General features: G+C 39.6%; 21 protein-coding genes. 17 read left to right on the plus strand and 4 right to left on the minus strand.

All coding sequences use genetic code 11. The annotated features are described in order from the left end of the window. The first annotated feature begins 14 nt into the window (after positions 1-14). The 4 genes from QNH17_RS05010 to kynB all read left to right on the plus strand — a co-directional run bounded on the left by QNH17_RS05010 (position 15) and on the right by kynB (position 4,565). Positions 15-1,028, plus strand: coding sequence for a 4Fe-4S binding protein (locus tag QNH17_RS05010; RefSeq protein WP_283877697.1), 1,014 nt, complete (start codon positions 15-17; stop codon positions 1,026-1,028). Positions 1,029-1,187: 159 nt separating this feature from the next. Further along, entirely contained in the window at positions 1,188-1,553 is a 366-nt protein-coding gene (locus QNH17_RS05015; RefSeq protein WP_283877698.1) for an SCP2 sterol-binding domain-containing protein, read from the plus strand. Positions 1,554-1,856: 303 nt separating this feature from the next. After that, positions 1,857-3,833, plus strand: a complete 1,977-nt coding sequence (locus QNH17_RS05020) for a WG repeat-containing protein (RefSeq protein WP_283877699.1) — start codon at positions 1,857-1,859, stop codon at positions 3,831-3,833. 114 nt (positions 3,834-3,947) lie between these two features. Then, on the plus strand, positions 3,948-4,565 hold the full coding sequence (gene kynB / locus QNH17_RS05025) for an arylformamidase (protein WP_283877700.1): 618 nt from the start codon (positions 3,948-3,950) through the stop codon (positions 4,563-4,565). An 86-nt stretch (positions 4,566-4,651) separates the two neighbouring features. On the opposite strand, the gene QNH17_RS05030 is transcribed toward kynB, so the two are convergent. Beyond that, positions 4,652-5,002: a hypothetical protein gene (locus QNH17_RS05030; RefSeq protein ID WP_283877701.1), complete on the minus strand. Its 351-nt coding sequence runs from the start codon at positions 5,000-5,002 to the stop codon at positions 4,652-4,654. A gap of 588 nt (positions 5,003-5,590) precedes the next feature. Between QNH17_RS05030 and QNH17_RS05035 the strand changes: the two genes are divergently transcribed. The 5 genes from QNH17_RS05035 to QNH17_RS05055 all read left to right on the plus strand — a co-directional run bounded on the left by QNH17_RS05035 (position 5,591) and on the right by QNH17_RS05055 (position 9,869). After that, positions 5,591-6,394 (plus strand): MBL fold metallo-hydrolase, encoded by an 804-nt coding sequence (locus QNH17_RS05035; RefSeq protein ID WP_283879435.1) that lies wholly within the window; start codon positions 5,591-5,593, stop codon positions 6,392-6,394. Between the two features lie 156 nt (positions 6,395-6,550). Continuing rightward, positions 6,551-6,850, plus strand: coding sequence for a DUF5658 family protein (locus QNH17_RS05040; RefSeq protein WP_283877702.1), 300 nt, complete (start codon positions 6,551-6,553; stop codon positions 6,848-6,850). A 106-nt stretch (positions 6,851-6,956) separates the two neighbouring features. Continuing rightward, the gene (locus QNH17_RS05045; RefSeq protein ID WP_283877703.1) at positions 6,957-8,102 is read left to right on the plus strand and encodes a DEAD/DEAH box helicase; all 1,146 of its coding nucleotides are present in this window, start codon (positions 6,957-6,959) and stop codon (positions 8,100-8,102) included. Between the two features lie 106 nt (positions 8,103-8,208). Further along, complete coding sequence (locus tag QNH17_RS05050; RefSeq protein ID WP_283877704.1) at positions 8,209-9,678, plus strand: amidase family protein; 1,470 nt, start codon at positions 8,209-8,211, stop codon at positions 9,676-9,678. Positions 9,679-9,734: 56 nt separating this feature from the next. Beyond that, the gene (locus QNH17_RS05055; RefSeq protein ID WP_283877705.1) at positions 9,735-9,869 is read left to right on the plus strand and encodes a hypothetical protein; all 135 of its coding nucleotides are present in this window, start codon (positions 9,735-9,737) and stop codon (positions 9,867-9,869) included. Positions 9,870-9,924: 55 nt separating this feature from the next. Here the strand turns inward: QNH17_RS05055 and QNH17_RS05060 are convergent, their stop codons facing one another. From QNH17_RS05060 to QNH17_RS05070, 3 genes are all read right to left on the minus strand, one after another. Then, the gene (locus QNH17_RS05060) at positions 9,925-11,454 is read right to left on the minus strand and encodes an FAD-dependent oxidoreductase (RefSeq protein WP_283877706.1); all 1,530 of its coding nucleotides are present in this window, start codon (positions 11,452-11,454) and stop codon (positions 9,925-9,927) included. 118 nt (positions 11,455-11,572) lie between these two features. Then, a complete protein-coding gene (locus QNH17_RS05065; RefSeq protein WP_283877707.1) occupies positions 11,573-11,719 on the minus strand; it encodes a hypothetical protein in 147 nt (48 codons plus the stop codon). 91 nt (positions 11,720-11,810) lie between these two features. Next, the gene (locus QNH17_RS05070) at positions 11,811-12,188 is read right to left on the minus strand and encodes a DUF1360 domain-containing protein (protein WP_283877708.1); all 378 of its coding nucleotides are present in this window, start codon (positions 12,186-12,188) and stop codon (positions 11,811-11,813) included. A gap of 121 nt (positions 12,189-12,309) precedes the next feature. Here QNH17_RS05070 and safA point away from each other — a divergent pair, with 121 nt between their 5' ends. The 8 genes from safA to efeB all read left to right on the plus strand — a co-directional run bounded on the left by safA (position 12,310) and on the right by efeB (position 19,113). Then, a complete protein-coding gene (safA, locus tag QNH17_RS05075; RefSeq protein WP_283877709.1) occupies positions 12,310-12,924 on the plus strand; it encodes a SafA/ExsA family spore coat assembly protein in 615 nt (204 codons plus the stop codon). A gap of 149 nt (positions 12,925-13,073) precedes the next feature. Then, positions 13,074-13,421: a lmo0954 family membrane protein gene (locus QNH17_RS05080; protein WP_283877710.1), complete on the plus strand. Its 348-nt coding sequence runs from the start codon at positions 13,074-13,076 to the stop codon at positions 13,419-13,421. A 21-nt stretch (positions 13,422-13,442) separates the two neighbouring features. Continuing rightward, positions 13,443-14,087 carry a PspA/IM30 family protein gene (locus tag QNH17_RS05085; protein WP_283877711.1) on the plus strand — a complete coding sequence of 215 codons (645 nt, stop codon included), beginning with the start codon at positions 13,443-13,445 and terminating at the stop codon, positions 14,085-14,087. 327 nt (positions 14,088-14,414) lie between these two features. Continuing rightward, on the plus strand, positions 14,415-15,149 hold the full coding sequence (liaF, locus tag QNH17_RS05090; protein ID WP_283877712.1) for a cell wall-active antibiotics response protein LiaF: 735 nt from the start codon (positions 14,415-14,417) through the stop codon (positions 15,147-15,149). Next, positions 15,146-16,201: a sensor histidine kinase gene (locus tag QNH17_RS05095; RefSeq protein ID WP_283877713.1), complete on the plus strand. Its 1,056-nt coding sequence runs from the start codon at positions 15,146-15,148 to the stop codon at positions 16,199-16,201. The genes liaF and QNH17_RS05095 overlap by 4 nt, the downstream gene beginning before the upstream one ends. Further along, a complete protein-coding gene (locus tag QNH17_RS05100) occupies positions 16,194-16,826 on the plus strand; it encodes a response regulator transcription factor (RefSeq protein WP_283877714.1) in 633 nt (210 codons plus the stop codon). Before QNH17_RS05095 ends, QNH17_RS05100 begins: the two co-directional genes overlap by 8 nt. Positions 16,827-16,968: 142 nt before the next feature. After that, a complete protein-coding gene (efeO, locus tag QNH17_RS05105) occupies positions 16,969-17,820 on the plus strand; it encodes an iron uptake system protein EfeO (RefSeq protein WP_283877715.1) in 852 nt (283 codons plus the stop codon). After that, the gene (efeB, locus tag QNH17_RS05110; RefSeq protein WP_283877716.1) at positions 17,821-19,113 is read left to right on the plus strand and encodes an iron uptake transporter deferrochelatase/peroxidase subunit; all 1,293 of its coding nucleotides are present in this window, start codon (positions 17,821-17,823) and stop codon (positions 19,111-19,113) included. Positions 19,114-19,124: the final 11 nt, after the last annotated feature.

A 19,124-nucleotide genomic window follows, 5' to 3' on the forward strand; every position in this document is an offset into this window, starting at 1 on the left:
TGGGAGGAAACCTTATGAAATCAAAAGCTTGGTATCAGAAACAGTTGAAACGTAAACCTGTCCAAATTACAAGATATACCGTTCAGGGCTTGTTTCTGTTGTTTTTATTATATGTCGGTCTGCAGTTTTACCAATTTTATTTGCATTTTGAAACACTCGGAAAATCCCCTTTTGTTAACCGGCCTTCTGCAGTTGAAGGATTCTTGCCAATCAGCAGCTTGGTCGCCTTAAAAGTATGGCTTACGAGTGGCGAATTTGATGTCATTCATCCAGCCGGTCTCGTTTTACTTGCATTTTTTGTAGGTGCGGGTATCATTTTGCGTAAATCATTCTGCAGTTGGATTTGTCCAGTAGGAACAGTTGGTGAGTTGATAGCGTTGCTGGGCAGGAAAATATTTAAGAGGAATTTTGAAATCCCGCGATGGCTGGCCTGGATACTAACACCAATAAAATACTTATTGATGTTATTTTTTGTTCTTATGGTTGTACAAATGCCTGTGTTTACGGCGAAAAGTTTTCTTGAGGAACCGTATAATAAGGTATCTGATGTAAAAATGCTCCTTTTATTTATCAATCTTGGCGGCTTTGCCTTGAAGTTTATCATTGTTATCTTCATCTTGTCCTTATTTTTTAGAAACTTTTGGTGCCGCTTCTTGTGTCCCTACGGTGCACTGATTGGACTAGGCAGTATCTTTAGAATTACGAAGATTGAGAGAAATGAAGATACGTGTACAAACTGCGAAATGTGTACCAAGGTTTGTCCGCAAAGATTAAAAGTACACAAGGTTGAGACCGTAAATTCCCTTAATTGTTCAGCATGTATGTCCTGTGTAGAGGCATGTCCTGTGAAAGATACGCTAAACATGACGGTTGCCCGGAAGAACGTTAATAAATGGTTTGTTCCAGTTACCTTCTTCGTGTTATTCTTCTTAGTTATTACGATTGCAAAAATAACTGGGCACTGGGATACAATCATTTCCTATGAAGAATGGAAACAGCTAATACCGGAAGCAGAAAACATAAAATAATGGTTTAATAGGAGCCCATATCGGCCGCTATTTTTGTGCTGAATTTGAGGTGAAAAGGAATAATCAAAAAGTTCGCAAAGTTTTCATTTTACGAAGCTGTCTCGCCTTTAGTATCATGAAACTATGAGGGGTTTTTGGAATTTTAAGGAGGATTATCTAATGACGAAGGCAATCGATGAATATTCATTAACTGACTTAATGCAACGGATAGAAGAGATTTTTAATGAAAATCCTGGTCCTATTAAAGGGTTTGAAGCTATTGTTCAGTATGACATTCACGGTGATGCAGAAGGAACGTATCAGCATTTCTTTCATGATGGAAAATTAACCATTAAAGAGGGAACAGAAGCGACTCCGGTTTGTACAATGCAAATGTCGTATGATAATTTCAAAAAATCGTTATTAGGTAAGCTGAGCGGAACCATGGCCTTATTGACAGGAAAGGTGAAGGTAAAAGGTGATATAAGCACCGGTTTAAAAATAGAAAGCATTGTGAAAAAGTATAAGATAAAAGAACAATTGTAATAGATAAAACGATAAAAATACCGCTAATTGGTTTATTTTAATTAGCGGTGTTTTTTTCATTGGCTGTGTTAAAGGCTAATGTTGATTGGAGTGGAGGGCACGAAGACTCCTGCGGGAGTACGGGGCAGGGGAGACCCCGCAGGAGCAAAGCGACGAGGAGGCTCCACGGCACGCCCGCGGAAAGCGAAGTGCCCGGAACGGAAATCAACAGATAAATATAACACAGCATTTTCATTAATAGTGTTTAACACATAGCCCACTTTGCATCATATAAATATAAAAAACTAAAATGGGTGAGTTATGATGGTTGGTAATAACAGAGAATTAATAAGTTGGATATTGCCATATCTCCCTATGGGTGCAGAGTTGGAATACCGAGATCAACAAGCAATCCTTCAATCTATGGATATCGATGGTGATGGAATCCAGGAAATCTTTGGGGTATACCATCTTTACCGGCAGCCCTATTTATTTGTTCTTAAACAGTACTTTGGTCAATTTAGATATTATTTTCCGCTTCCCTCTGAGGTGGAGCAAAAAGCAATTCGAGCGCTATCCATTTCCAGAGAGTCGAGGTCCGTTTACCTTTTTCCTGTTGTGAGGAAGGAAATTGGCGGAAACAAGTGGGGATATATGGATGCAAAAGGAAATTGGATTCTTCCGGCAAACTACGATCATGCCGAGGATTTTCAAGAGAATGGCTTGGCCATTGTTGGTTTAATGGACAAATCAGGTGTCATTAATTCTAAAGGTTATTTTATCGTACAGCCTAAATACGACACGATTAACCCATTTTCTGAAGGCAGGGCCGTTGTCAATGATGCCCAGGGATTCAAGGTGATTAATGAGAATGGCAAAGAAATCACGGAAGAGGCGTATTCTATCATTGTTGGAGAGTATAAAGAAGGACGCGTTCGTGCCGTGAAAATAGATGCGAACGGGGAATATTTATATGGTTATCTCAATAAAAGAGGGAAAGAAGTGATTCCATTAATCTATAAAACTGCCAGTGATTTTGAACAAGGGAAAGCAATAGTTGAAACAAAAGAAGACAGGTTTCAATTGATCGACCTTACCGGAAAGGTACTACAATCCTATCCTTTTGCTTACGTCGCTAATTATGGTCAAGGTTTGCTTGCATTTAAGAATAGTACCGATGGAAAGCTGGGTTATATCGATGAGCAGGGGAAAATAGTCATCGAGCCCAAATTTTCATATGCAGGTTCATTTATAGCAGATCTGGCAATCGTCAGTTTGTCAGAGAATAATAGAGAAAATTTTGGTGTCATTGATCGGCAAGGTCATTTTGTGGTTAAGCCTAACTATAATCAAATCTTATATTTAAATGAAGGGCGTTTTGCGATTGGAAAGGAGATTGACCCGAAACAGCCTTGTATGAGATCCATTTATGCCTTAGCGGATTCGGATGGTCATATCCTCACAGGATTTCATTTTACTGTGATGACAAAATTTGAGGAGGGCCTTGCGTCTGTCACTGATGATCTGCATACTTATTTTATTGACAAACACGGAAGGCGAAAGGAACATCTGCCAATGGTCAGTGGCTCAGGCTGGCTTAGTTTTGAAAAAACATTAATTAAGGGTCATATTGACGACCATCTCTTATATTATAATCAAATGGGAGAGTTACTCTGGAAGCAAGCTTCCATTCTTCCGCTAAATAACCAATATTCGGTGGTTGAGTATAAATACAAACCAAATAAGGATTATTTAGTCTACTTTCCACAAATCGAAGGGATGGAGAATCCAGAAAGTGTAAATCGCTCTCTAAAGGAGATGGCAGGTGTAAAACCCGTACCCGCACACACTCAGCTGGAATCGAATTATACGGGTAATTATGAAATAACTTATTTTAAGAAAAATTTACTCGTTATTAAGATTGCAGGGTACGATTACCCGTTTTGTGCAGCGCACGGAATGCCTGTCGAAAAATATGCCCATATTAACCTAAAAACGGGCTCGATGTACCAATTAAAAGACCTTTTTAAGCCTGGCAGTCCTTTTGTAAAAGCAATTAGTGAGCTAATTCTTGATCAAATAACAAGTAATAATCAGTATTCGTCTTATCTATTTCCTGACGAGTACCATGGAATTAAGGCGGATCAACCCTTTTTTATAAGTGAGGCTGGGCTGAATATCTACTTTCACCCCTATGAAATTGCAGCATTTGCAGCCGGTTTTCCTACCTTTACCATTCCGTTTGATGACCTAAAAGAGCTCATTAATAGGAACAGCGAATTTTGGAAATCGTTTCATTGAGGAAGGCAGGAATCAATCCTGTCTTTTTTTATGTAAACTAATGAAAAACCCTGCGGAAATATGAAATAATGGTGATAAACGAAAGATTATTATTGAAGGAGTGCATGGGTGGTTATGAAGATTTATGATATTTCTAGAAAACTAATAAATGGGATGCCTGTTTGGCCAGGTGATACGGATTTTCAATACGAGGTCGCATGGCCAATGGAGGAAAGCGGCTCCGTTAATGTGGGCAAACTTGAATTAAGTACCCATACAGGAACACATGTGGACGCTCCCTTCCATTTTGATAACGAAGGAAAACGTATCATTGAGTTGAACCTTGACCTATATATCGGTCCTGCGAGAGTTATTAATATGCTTGGTAAGGAAAGCATTGGTGCCGCTGATTTAGAGAAGATTAATCTAGATGGGTGCAAACGGGTGTTATTTAGAACACTAGCCTGGGAAAAACCTGATGTTTTCCCTGAAAAGATTCCACATATTGAGCCGAACTTAGCTCCTTTTTTAGGAAATAAGGGAGTTCAACTGATCGGCTTGGATGTTCCATCCGTCGATCCACTTGACAGTAAAGAACTGCCTGCCCATCATAGCTTGAATGAGCATGGTATTCACATCCTAGAGTCACTAATGCTTGATGAAATCGAACCTGGCGATTACGAACTGATTGCCCTTCCATTACCACTAGTTGAAGGAGATGGGAGTCCGGTTCGTGCAGTTCTGAGAAAGTAGAAGTAGAAGTACAAGAATTGGTGTCAGGCACCAAACAAGCGTGAATCCATGGACTCACGCTTGTTTCTATCTTACTAGGGGGAAATTCACTGTTCTTTTGTCTGAGCCGTATATTTTTTTCGATAAATTAACCAATAACCTCCAAAGCCAATGATAATAAATAAACCCACCAAACCGGGAACAACATAATTTATTAATGCTGGCTGGACATTCTCCACTTGATTTGAAGTCGATAAGGCCTGCCCATTTTCTGTTCCGGTTATTTTATTTGTTGGTTCGATTTTATTATTATCTGATGTTAAAGTAACTATTTGAGCTGTGTGGCTAACTACTGGATTATGTTGAGGAGAAGAAACTTCTAATCGAGAATCTGCATAGACAATCGTTCCTACAAGAAAAAACAACAGTGATGTGATAAGAGCAATCTTATTAAACATCATATTCAACTCCACTATATTGTAATCTTTCTGTTGTTTATTCTACCATCGTTTGCATCAGGAAAAATCACTTTAGCGGTAAAGTTCACAAAGCTTTCGAAAATTAAATCCTCTTAAAATTAAACAAAATTCTTCCAAAACATAGGAACCCCAGTGCATTGGGGGCTATTAATCATCGGAGAAGGGGAACCGCTAATTGCCAGTTTACAATCGTTAGGCATGAATGTAATTGTTAATCAGTTAGAACCCGTGCATTTTAGACTAATGGGCATCAAGCTTGACGAAATTAACTAATACCTGATAATTGTTTTAATTTCATATAGACGGCCGTTGACGATTAGTAAGAACCGGTAGGACAACGCTGCGATCTTTTCCATTGTGTTATTTGATTAAATGGCTGCTCATAGTGGGCAGTCTTATTTGGGTAAGAACGGATAATTCGTTATAATATTTTATATATTATAACTTTAGGACGAACGAGGATGAGCGATAGTAATAATTTTCCCTTCTAGTTAAATAATAAGCAAAAAGGGAGGGATTCTTTTGGAGCGTAATCAGGATAGTAAATTTGAAGAAACTTTTCTTCCGATGACCTCAATTGGCAATGGTGTGGGGATGGCTGTTTTACCAGATATATATTGTTATACCGACAAAATCGTGAATCTTGTACTTGTCGGCGAACCGGATAAATCGGGTGAATTTGTACTAGTAGACACTGGAATGCCAAAATCTGCAGAAAAAATAATTGAAATGATTGAAGAACATTTTGGTGAGGGGGCTATTCCGAAAGCGATCGTTTTAACGCATGGACATTTTGACCATGTCGGTTCAGTTGCTGAATTGTTGGAGGAGTGGAAGATCCCGGTTTATGCACATGAACTTGAGCTTCCCTTTCTAACAGGACAACGTGACTATCCACCCGGTGACCCAAATGTCGATAGCGGACTTGTTGCAAAATTGTCGCCGATGTTCCCAAACCATGGAATTAATATAAGTACCCATGTTCAGGTGCTTCCTAGTGATGGAACTGTTCCCCATATGCCTAATTGGAAATGGCTACATACACCAGGACATACACCAGGGCATATTAGTTTATTCCGTGAGCAAGACCGGACGCTGATTGCCGGAGATGCATTTGTGACCGTAAAACAAGAATCGCTTTATAAAGTAATGACGCAAACACAAGAGATTAGCGGTCCCCCTAAATATTATACGACTGATTGGGATGCGGCATTTGAATCGGTGAAAAAACTAGAGGCACTTAAGCCGCAAGTAGTGGTAACCGGTCACGGGCTTCCAATGGGAGGAGAAGAACTAGCAGAAAGTCTTCAGTATTTGATAGAGCATTTTGAAGAGATTGGTCGTCCCGAGAGTGGAAAATATGTGAATTGAATATCCTAAAAAAACATGAGCTGCCTAACTCTGCAGCTCTTTTATTTGAATAAGTCGTTCGTTTTTAAGAACGGATGAAAGGATTCATAGGTATCAGCATAAGTATTACTAGAAATAATGGATACTAATTAACTAATTCTTCCTGAGGTGGTAGTGATGAGACTTTGTTTATTCCTGCTAATTGCTGGACTATTGGATGCTGTTCTGACACATGTTGGGATAGCTTCAGGTATCGTTTCTGAAGGAAATCCGATGATGAAACTTGTCATTGAGAAAAGCTGGTCTTATTTCTACATTATCAAAATCTTTTTGCCCTTAACCTTGCTTGGGTTGTTTTACCTGCGTCCATTAAAAGGCTGGATTCGGACGCTGTTGGTTTCCACTTGCGTTCTCTACTTATCCGTCTTGATTTATCATATGGTTTGGATTGCCCTCTATTTTAATTCTGCAGCATGATTTTACACTATTGCTAACTAGACACTCCGAGCTTATTACGTTAGTATCAATACGATATGGAAAGACAAATAATAAGAAAAATGATTTTTAAATAAAGGAGTACAATATGTTAAATACCTTAAAACCATACTTGCAGGCAGCCTGGGAAAAGTCTGGGTTTCAACAGCCGACTTCCATTCAAGCAGCGGCCATTCCGATGATTCTTGAAGGCAAGGATTTAATTGCCGAGTCACCGACAGGTACTGGTAAAACGCTAGCTTATCTACTTCCATTATTAGATAAAATGGACCCTAGTTCACAATCCCTCCAAGCTATTGTGTTAGCTTCTTCGCAAGAGCTGGTGATGCAGGTCTATCAGGAATTTCAAAAGTGGTCTGAAGGCAGCGGAATCAGAGGCACTTCCATTATTGGCGGAGCTAATATGAAACGGCAGCTTGAGAAGTTAAAGAAACGCCCGCATGTCATTTTTGCTACACCCGGCCGTTTACTTGAACTGATTAAACAGAAAAAAGTGAAAATGCATGAAGTAAAACTGGTCGTTCTTGATGAGGGGGATCAATTACTTATTCACGAACATCTTACTACCGTCCAAAATATTGTGAAATCAACCATGAGCGACCGCCAAGTGGTATTGTTTTCTGCAACAATGAAACCGGCAACAGAGAAATTAGCCAAGGAAATGACTAAGGACCCCGAAGTTCTTCGGATTGAAAAGGATGAACTTGCTTCTTCTGGAGAAGTGGAACATATTTATTTTTCTTGTGAGCCGAGAGATAAAATCAAGCTGCTTGAAAAAATCACTCGCTTAGAAAATAGTAAATCGCTAGCATTTATTAATGATATCGGCGAAATTGAAGTATTTAAGGAAAAATTACATTTTAAAGAGCTGTCAATTGGAATCTTGCATAGCGACATGAAAAAGCTCGAACGGCAGACTGCATTAAAGTCTTTCCGTGATGGAAAAATGAGCATGCTGATTGCTACTGATGTAGCGGCAAGAGGACTTGATATCCAAGGAGTTACCCACGTGGTTAATATCGATTCTCCGAAGGATATCTCACAGTATGTGCACCGGGCGGGACGAACAGGAAGAATGGGTGCGAATGGGATTGTTATCTCGCTAGTTACTGAGAGAGAAGAACGAGAATTGAAACAGTATTGCCGTGAGTTAAAGGTTCCAGTTAATAAGAGAGTATTTTACAAAGGACTTATCGCTGAAGAAGGACAAAGAGACCAAAAACTAAGAAAATAATGGACGGCATTGACAGCGGAGGAAAATCCGCTGTCTTCTTTTAATGTGTAAAGGGATTTCATTCCTATTTCTTGAATAGTTAAGGAGAAAGGGGAGGGGAACAAACATGGAAGACTCAAAGTTAAAAGAAATGGATGTAGAGTGGCTTGAAGAAGCTACTATCACTCAGATACAAGAAAAATTTGCACAAGGAGAGCTTACATCGAAAGAGCTAGTACTGATGTACCTACATAGAATCGCTAAGTATGATAAGCACCTGCATTCCATCCTTGAAGTAAATCCAGATGCATTACAGCTAGCAGAAGCGCTTGATGCGGAACGAAAAGAAAAAGGTCCGCGCAGTCGATTACACGGAATTCCCATCTTACTAAAAGATAACATTGATACACATGATAAAATGCATACAAGCGCTGGATCCCTTGCCTTAAAAGATTCGATTGCTCTCCATGATTCATTTGTGGCAGAACAAGTAAGAAATGCTGGAGCAGTCATTCTTGGAAAGACAAATATGACTGAGTGGGCCAATTTCATGGCAATCGGGATGAAAAGCGGTTATAGTTCACGTGGCGGGCAGGTATTGAACCCATATGCCCCAGGGGAGTTTGATGTAGGCGGATCTAGCTCAGGTTCAGGGGCAGCCGTTGCAGCTAACTTCGCACCAGCGGCAGTGGGAACCGAAACATCAGGATCGATTTTAAATCCTGCTTGTCAAAACTCCTTGGTGGGAATCAAGCCAACAGTAGGACTGATTAGTAGAAGAGGAATTATACCAATTGCACATACCCAGGACACAGCGGGTCCGATGGCCAGAACGGTGGAAGATGCAGCAATTCTTCTAACGGCACTTTGTGGATGCGACGATAAAGATCCTATTACTAAAACAAATCCTTATGCTCAAAAAGACTTTTCCGATCATCTATTGATACATGGACTAAACGGCAAAAGAATTGGCTTAGCCCTAGAAGGTTTTATCGAGTTATTAAGTGAAGAAAAACAAAAGGTGATTCTTGCAGCGGTTGATAAATTAAAAACCTCTGGTGCTATCGTGATCGATACTATTGAGATTCCATCTGCCAAAGCAGATTGGAAGTATGATGTTTTGACCTATGAATTTAAACCAGATCTTAATGCGTATTTAAATAGCCTCCATCCATCAGTACCTATTAGAAATTTATCAGACCTCATTGATTTTAATAAGAACAATGAAGAGAAAATGCTCAAATACGGTCAGGCGGTCCTAATCGAGTCTGAGGAAACAAGCGGATCGTTAACAGAAGCAGCTTATGTTAACACATTGGAGTTCGACCAGTATCATTCGAAAAAACAGGGAATTGATTTTGCTTTGGAAACATTTAGCCTGGATGTGATTGTTTTTCCAAGTGAGGAGGGCTCTCATATTAGTGCAAAAGCTGGTTATCCATCCATTGCTGTTCCAGCTGGTTATACAGCAGAAGGGGAGCCAGTTGGGATTACTTTTGCAGGAACAGCATACAGTGAGCCATATTTAATCGAAATGGCTTATGCATTTGAGCAAATGACTAAATTTAGAAAAGCGCCGGTCCTTGAAAAAGAATAAGACTAATTATTTTCACTCATACTATCAATGTATTTCTCAAAAAGGAGCTGGTAGGTATGGGAAGACAGAAGCTAGGAAATCAAAATGCTCAGCGAAATAATAATCGCAAAAAGCCAATGAGAGATAGTGAAGAACTGGTTGAATTTACAACTGGTGAAGGGATAAAACACAATCGTCCAAATAGTAAATAATAAAGCGCGCCTCCTTCTGAGCAAGGAGGCGCTTTTTGTACCTTGTAATAACCAATTACTCTTCAGCAAGTAATTTTAATGCTTTTTTAGCAGGTCCCTCGATTACATCGCCTGAATATGCATACCGTGAGCCGTGACAAGGACAATCCCATGTTTTTTCAGCATGGTTCCATTCGCATTCACAGCCAAGATGGGTGCAAGTGGTATCAACGATATAGAGTTTACCGTTCTCGTCTTTATAAGCCCCCGCCCTTTTCCCGTTATACATCACAACAGATCCTTCGCCATCCGACAGATCGTCCGGATCTCCTGGAACAATTTCAAGCTTGCCTTTGATGAGGTGTTTGGCAACATCGACATTGGTGCTGACAATGCTTTTTAAATCCGGATCGGCATGGAACCTTGACGGTGAATAAAGCTCTTTGTATGGATTGTCGTTGTTTAACACATAATCTGATAATAAATGGCCAGCCATTGTTCCTGTTGTCATCCCCCATTTTTTAAACCCTGTAGCCACTAAAATATGCTCACGTTCAGAAGTGATCGGGCCGATATATGGAAGCTTGTCCAGTGTAACTAAATCCTGTGCTGACCAGCGGTAATCATATTCCTTAATCCCAAAAACTTCTTCCGCAAATGCCTCAAGATTTTCAAAATGGGCAATAGTATCAATGCCTTGACCTGTTTTATGGTTTTCACCGCCAATAATAATCAAGTTTTCGCCATTCACTGGTGTATAACGAATCGAACGGGTTGGACTGTCCGCACTAATATACATTCCGCCAGGGTACTCTTTATCTGTTTTAATTCCGATTGCATATGATCGATCTGCATACATACGTGCAAAATAAAGACCTGGCAAATCGTAAAATGGGAAATGAGAGGCAATGATCACTTTACTACAAGTAACGTTGAAACCGGATTTTGTAACAACTTTTGATTGCTGGTCATCATCTTCAATGTCGGTAGCAGTAGTATTTTCAAACACCATACATCCGGCTTGCACTGCTTCATCCAACAGAGCTTTCAAATATTTAAGGGGATGAAACTGGGCCTGATTTCGCATCATTAAGGCAGCTTTCACTTCAATATCGAAGGGGATGGTATCCTTTAATGCACCATCTATATCAAGTCGTTTATAGGCTTCCCACTCCGTTACCAGCTTTTCTTTATATTCATCAGTGACAGCATAAATAAAAGCATCTTGTTTGCTAAAATCACAATCGATTCCTTTTTCGTTCACATTACTTTCCACAAATTGTATGGCATTCATATGTGATTCAAAATATAGTCTAGCCTTTTCCTCTCCAAAATGGTTAATAAATTCATCATAAATTAACCCGTGCTGTGCGGTAACCTTCGCCGTGGTATGTCCAGTGGTACCATTTAACACACTACCAGCTTCAAGAATGGCAACCTTTACCCCCTGCTTCGAAAGTAAGTTAGCAGCTGTAATCCCTGTAATCCCTGCTCCAACAATGGCAACATCGACAGATATATCTTCAGTTAATTTCTTAAAAGATGGTAATTCTATTTCACGCCAATACGTTTTTGGGAATTGTGGAATTTTTTCAGATGAACTCATATAATACTCCTCCAGCCTAAAAAAATGACATCATAATTAATTTTGCCAAAGGAGTTAAAATAAATGTAATCAAGGAAAGATTTTCTTAACATAAAAAGAACCCAGCGTTTGCAGGGTCCTACTCCTCTTTGTCAATTTCCAATGGATCAATTCGGGTTGAGTCTTCGGTATTTAAGGAACTTCTTAGGAAGTAGAAGAATGTTCCTCCAATACAACCAAGAAATATAACAAAACCAATTGTTGTGACCCACCAAATTGCAGCCATTGTATTCCCCCTTTGTAAAGCTTAAGAGATGAACGTCTTAAGCTTTTCTAAAAATATATGCAAAAGGGGGGAGGATTTTTCCATCGAATTTCTAATTGTCCTTTTTCTTAAGTGAGGCATAATAGTCCACTTTTTTGATATTAACACCGACAAAGGTTTCAATAATCGACTGGCCGCCGGCAATCGATAAAATTAAGATGACCACAAAGGTAATGCGTGGAAAGAGTAAATAGGTTCCCCCAAGTAAAATAGCGCTCCAAACACCTGCACACCAATAACATTTCAGTAAATAACCGAACATCGATGTCGGAACTTCCTTTGTTTCTACCCCAGCGTCTGTCTCCACCTTAATTTTTTTAACAAAAGGTTTACGGATAAATTCAGTAATTTTATCAAAAACAATTAAATGGGTTAACCGATAACTCGCTAAAATTAACATTAAATATGTCATCCATGAAATCTCATTCACTTTTCAAATCCTCCATAATGTAGACCAAATTTTTTCAATAAATCAAAGTTAATTAAATTTTTTAATCCATTGTATATTTTGAGCCGGAAATCAAGATTATATATTCGGAGGAGGCGAAAAAATGAAAAAATCTTTTTGGTTTAGTTTTCTGTTTTTATTATCACTATTTTGTATTCCAAGCGTGTCTTTTGCCCAGCAAATATACACCGTTCAGCCGGGAGACTCACTCTGGAAGATCGCTGTCAGGTATCAGGTTGGAATTTCCGAGATTATTTCTGCAAATCGGCAATTTACAAACCCAAATTTGATCTATCCAGGTCAAAAGGTGACCATTCCAAGTTTCGACGCAGTCAAAAGTATTGAAAGTCAGGTCATTCAGTTAACCAATCAGGAACGTGCGAAAAATGGATTGAAAGCATTAACACCGGATTGGGAACTGTCAAGGGTGGCTCGTTACAAAGCAAATGATATGAGAGATAAAAACTATTTTAGTCATACGAGTCCAACGTATGGCAGTCCATTTGATATGATGAAAAACTTTGGGATTTCCTATCGTTCAGCTGCTGAAAACATTGCAGCAGGGCAAACAACACCAGCATCAGTTGTGCAAGCTTGGATGAATAGCTCTGGTCACCGAGCTAATATTTTAAGCACGAGATCTACCTATATCGGTGTTGGCTACTCACAGGGCGGCTCATCCAGACACTATTGGGTACAGATGTTTATCTCAAAATAAGTCAATAAGGGTCAGTTTCTTAAGCAATAGCAAAGAAACTGACCCTTTCTACGTCTTAAGGCTGATATAAAAATCAAGCTAAAGCGCAATTATGACAGCCAAAGAAAAGAGGTAAGATGATATCAAGATAACGAAAGGAGAAAAACAAAATGAAAAAATTCGGTTTATTGTTAGCAGGTGGAATTGCAGCTATGATCTTGCTTTCAACCATTGGTCCCATGGTGGGGTTACTGGTTAGCTTAGTACTCCTATACTTCATATTCAAACAGTTCTTAAAAGCTAAAACTACAGGAGGAAAAATCGGGCTTGGGATTATTGGCTTCATCGTCCTGATGGCCTCCATTCATAATGCCCCAGCCATCATTGGAGTGGCAGCAGCTTATGTATTATACCTCGTTTATAAAAAATGGAACCAAAATAAGGATACTGCCGTGAATGAAGGGTCTGACCCATTTGCTAATTTTGAAAAACAATGGAATGAAATGAAAAATTATTAAGATTATAAGGAGAGAATACACATGACAAACTTATTCACAAGAATTAAAAATACGATTACAGCAGATTTGCACGAGGCACTTGATCAAAAAGATAAAAAAAATCCAATTGCCTTATTGAATCAATACCTTCGTCAATGTGAGCAAGAAACGGAGAAAGTTAGAAAGTTGTTAGAACGTCAATATACATTGAAGGATGAGTTTACAAGAGAATACCAGCAAGCAGCCCAGTTAGCAGAAAAAAGAAAATACCAGGCGGATGTTGCTTCAAAGGCTGGCGAAACAGAACTTTATCAGTTTGCCTCTTCAGAGTATGAGCAATATGCAGATCGTGCAACCCGCTTAAGTGGTTCACTTGAACAAGTAAAGGGTCAGCTAGCAGACTTAGAAAGAAAATATGAAGAAATGAAACACAAAATCAAGGATATGCACCTAAGAAGGATGGAATTAATGGGACGTGAAAATGTAACACGTGCAAACCATCAAATCAACCAAGTACTTGATGCAAATACTTATTCAGATAAATCCTACTCAAAATTTAAAGAGATTGAAAACTATCTTGACCGTTTAGAACAGCAAGTGAATAGCTCGTTTTATCGCAATACCATCGATGCTCGGATCGCCCAGTTAGAAAAAGAAATGAAATTAGAAGAAAGCAAGTCCATTTAATTACAAATATGGTATGCTAAAAGAAAAGCGAAGGCGCCTCGCACATGGCGCGCATGTATAAAAGGCGTAGGCTTTCTGCGCCTTTTGTCCAAATGAAAAGAAAGTATTAGTTTTTGAACTTAGATTACTGTCTAGCGCAAGCGGCCCTAGCGGCTAGTGTCCTTCGCTCTCCGCCCTACGATAAGTCAAGCACGAATGCGCTAACGCTCTTCGTGTTTCCTTTATCTCAGTTGGAGTGCTCCAGGCCATACGCCGCTGACCAGGGCGCTTGCGCTTTCTTTAATTAAAATAAATGATGAGCCAGACATTGGTAAGGGAGGGTGGGCCATGTTTAAAAATACAAAAAATGATTATTTAGGCTGGATGTTCATCATTGGTGCGATCATTCTAGTTATGGAAATATTATTTTTCAACAGTGGGCTTATTTTTTCCCTTATCATATCTGGCGGCATGATTTTTCTCGGCCGCAAGCGTGCTGGGAAAAAAAGAGGGAAGTTTCTTTTTATCGGCGGAATTATCTTCTTTGTAATTAGTATCTTTCACATGATGACGTTTAGGTTCTTTTTGCTCGCCATATTACTGCATTTTTTCATTCAGTTTATTAATTCAAAAAAGCATCCAAAGAAGATATCACCGGAGATCATCCAAGCAGAAGAAACCCTGGAACAAGAAACACTGATTAAAACAGAGCCATTATTTGAAAATATTGTTCTTGGTCAACAAAAGACCCCTGCTGGTACTTACAAATGGAATGATGTAAACATCCAGGCAGGAATTGGTGATACCATCATTGATCTTAGTTTTACGATGCTTCCAAAAGGGGAAACCGTTATCTTTATACGAAATCTCGTTGGGAATATTCAAATCCTTGTTCCTTATGATATAGAAGTAAGTATCCAGCATTCTTGCATAGTAGGTTCAACAAGTGTTTTCGAGCATCATGACTCGAAACTTTTCAATCGGATCTTACACGTTAAGACACCTGGATATGAGGCAGCCGAGCACAAAGTCAAAATATTTACTTCGCTCGTTGTCGGAAATTTAGAGGTGAGCCGGATATGAGCACAACCCAGCGCCAAATTTTCTGGAGTGTCGGCTTTTCCTTTTTTATTGCGATCATTATCGGTGCCATTTTTATCTTTGTTTTCCCACTGGGCAGTTGGGCCGAATTGTGGAGTAAACAGTTCATGAATATTCCCTTTGTTATCTTTATCCCGGCCTTTAGTATTGCGGTCGGAATACTTTTAGGTGCGTTCTCTGGGATGTATTGGAGAAGACAGTTTCTATCGGTTGAACATTCCTTGCATTTATTAGAGGAAGGGAAACAGATAGAAGTGAAGGAGAAACCGGTGATCTCGGAAATGCAACTAATTGCCAACCGAATTGACAAAATCGGTAAACAAATGTCTGAGCAAGCTAAACTCTCTCAACGCTTAGCCACCGAAAAGGTGGAAGACCTAGAAGGAAGAATTCAAGAAATAATCGAACAAGAACGGAACCGTCTGGCCCGTGAGCTTCACGACTCTGTCAGTCAGCAATTATTTGCTGCTTCGATGATGATGTCAGCCATTAACGAAACAAAGCAGCAATCACAAGTAGAAAATGACCGCGAAGCGAAGCAACTGAAAATTGTCGAAGAAATGATTCACCAATCCCAATTGGAAATGCGTGCCCTCCTTTTACATTTGCGGCCGGTTGCCTTAAAAAATAAAACACTCCAAGAAGGAATTGAAGAGCTTTTAATCGAATTATCTCAAAAGGTTGAAATGGATATTAAATGGAAAACGGAAGCCTTCCCTCTAGATAAAGGTGTGGAAGATCATCTTTTCCGAATTCTGCAAGAATCTATTTCAAATACCTTAAGACATTCGAAAGCACACTCGCTCGAAGTTCTAATGGTTAAACGGGACGACTTGGTCATCTTGAGGATTGTTGATGATGGAATTGGTTTTGATGTAACCGAGATGAAGGCAGGCTCCTATGGAATGCAAAATATGCATGAACGTGCAGTTGAAGTTGGCGGTACGTTAAAAGTAGTTAGTGTGAAAAATCAAGGAACAAGGCTGGAAGTGAAGGTTCCGGTGATGATTAATGGAGATGGTGCCAATGATTAGAGTAGTATTTGTTGATGACCATGAAATGGTAAGAATCGGGGTTTCTTCTTATTTATCTGCACAGCCAGATATTGAAGTAGTCGGGGAAGCTGACGATGGAAAAAGAGGTGTGGAACTTGCCCTCGAACTTCGCCCTGATATTATTTTAATGGATTTAGTTATGAAGGAAATGGACGGAATTGAAGCCACAAGACGGATCATTGAACAATGGCCTGAAGCAAAAATCATCATAGTAACCAGTTTCTTGGATGATGAAAAAGTATATCCTGCACTTGAGGCTGGAGCCACAAGCTATATGCTTAAGACATCTAAAGCTGGTGAAATAGCCAATGCGGTCCGCGCTACATACCATGGGCAATCGGTCCTTGAACCGGAAGTTACCGGTAAAATGATGGTAAAAATGCGTCAAAAAAATACACACTTGCCACACGAAGACCTCACATCTCGTGAAATTGAAATACTTTTATTAATGGCTGAGGGCAAAACCAATCAGGACATAGCGGATGAGTTGTTTATAGCCCTCAAAACCGTAAAAACCCATGTCAGCAATATTTTGAGCAAGCTTAACGTACAAGACCGAACTCAAGCAGTCATCTATGCATTTAAGCATTCATTAATTAAATAAGTCCCGAAGGCTTTCCGGAAAATGGAAGGTCTTTTTTTTATAAAATTTCAAAAATATAATTGAAAAGGTTTCTCATTTATTGTTATGATATAAATACAAATGAAAATGATTATCATTATAGATATCGGAGGATTACATAAAAATGAAACTATTAAAAGTGTCAGGCACCTTAATTTTATCTAGTAGTCTACTATTTGGATGTTCAAATAACTCAGAGGAAACTTCAACAAAAGAAGTGGTAAAAGAAAAGGCAGCTGCGAGTCAGGCTTCGCTCACTGGGGTTACAGATGATTATAGGGCATATGCCTTAGGAGAAATTGAAGAATTTGTTAAGGCGACAGACGCCTTTACAGCCGCTGTTAAAAAGGGAGAAATCGAACAAGCCAAAGCCCTTTATGGACCAGCACGGATGCACTATGAGCGTGCCGAACCAATTGCTGAAGTGTTCGGTGACTTAGACCCGAAGATTGATGCACGTGAAGGCGATGTTCCTGAGGCAGAATGGGGCGGGTACCATCGGATTGAAAAAGGTCTTTGGATAGAAAAAACCACTAAGGGATATGAGCAGTACGCGGAGCAGTTAATGAAAGATGTTAATCTCTTACGTGCCAAGGTAGATACCGTTGAAGTAACACCAGAATTATTGATAACTGGCGCTGTTGACCTTTTAAATGAGGTATCCACTTCAAAAGTAACAGGCGAAGAGGATCGTTATTCCCATACTGATTTATATGATTTTGCTGCCAATGTGGAGGGAGCAGAAAAGATTTATCAATTGCTTAATCCGGCATTAACGAAAAAAGATGAGGCCGTTTCAAAGGAAATTCAAGCCCGTTTTGATGATGTGTACAGTTTATTGAACCAGCACAAAAAGGGAGATGGCTACAAACTCTACACTGAATTAACAAAGGACCAAGTAAAAGAACTAAGTCAGGCGATTGATGCACTAGCAGAACCACTCTCACAAATAGGACTTGTAACGGAGGCGTCTTAATTGGCAAAGAATACAAACATCATCGATGAATCTTCGGTAATTAGAAAAAAGATTTCGCGAAGAGATATCCTTAAAACGGCCGGTGTTGGTGGTGTCGGAGTGATTCTTGGTGCTTCTGGATTAGGAGGGTTGCTTTCGATTACGGAAAGCAAAGCTACTACTAAAGAGGACCATGATATTGTTCCCTTTTATGGAAAACAGCAAAGTGGGATCACCACAAAAACGCAAAATCACGTGTACTTTGTTTCCTTGGATGTAACCACCTCCAAAAGAGAAGACCTGGTTCAATTATTCAAGGATTGGACAAAGGCTGCCGCCCTATTATCTGAAGGGAAAGCAGTCGGAGATCTTTCGAGTAATGAGTTTCTCCCGCCAAAAGATACTGGGGAGGCCGCTGGGTTATCTGCTTCTAATTTAACGGTTACATTCGGAGTTGGTCCTAGTTTGTTTGTAAAAGACAATCACGACAGATTCGGCCTAAAACATAAGCAGCCAAAAGAATTAGTGGATCTGCCTAAATTTCCACTTGATGCGTTGGAAGACGAATGGACTGGTGGGGACCTTTGTATTCAAGCCTGTGCGGATGATTTGCAAGTAGCTTTTCACGCAGTGAGGAATTTGATTCGAATTGCAAGAGGAAAGGCGATCTTACGCTGGGCGCAAACAGGGTTTCAACGCACGAAACAAGCAGATCCAAAAAATGAAACACCAAGGAACTTGTTTGGCTTTAAAGATGGCACAGCCAATCCTGATGTAAACAATGAAGAACAGATGAACAAACAGGTTTGGGTTCAGCCTGGAGATGGCCCTAATTGGTTAGCGAATGGAAGTTATCTTGTCGTCCGAAGAATTCAAATGTTTATTGAAGTGTGGGATCGTACGACACTAAAAGATCAAGAAAATACCTTTGGCCGCTATCGTGAAAACGGTGCACCAATTGGGCAAAAAAGTGAATTTGAAAAACTTGATTTGAAGCAAAAAAATGAAAAAGGCGAATATAGCATCCCTGCAGACTCCCATACACGTTTATCCCATGGGGACGGGACACAGCAAATTCTGCGCAGGGCATATTCCTATTCAGATGGAATGGACCTGAAGACCGGAAGCTTTGATGCAGGCCTGTTGTTCTTATGTTTCCAACGTGCTCCTAGTAAACAATTTATTCCAATCCAAAATAGATTGGCCATGATGGATAAATTAAATGAATATATTTCCCATAGAGGAAGTGCCATCTTTGCTTGTTTACCGGGAACGAAACCAGGTGGCTTTATAGGAGAAACCCTTTTTAACTAGAGTTTTTCCTA

Origin of the sequence: Neobacillus sp. SuZ13, assembly GCF_030123365.1 — a bacterium.
Classification (GTDB): domain Bacteria; phylum Bacillota; class Bacilli; order Bacillales; family Cytobacillaceae; genus Neobacillus.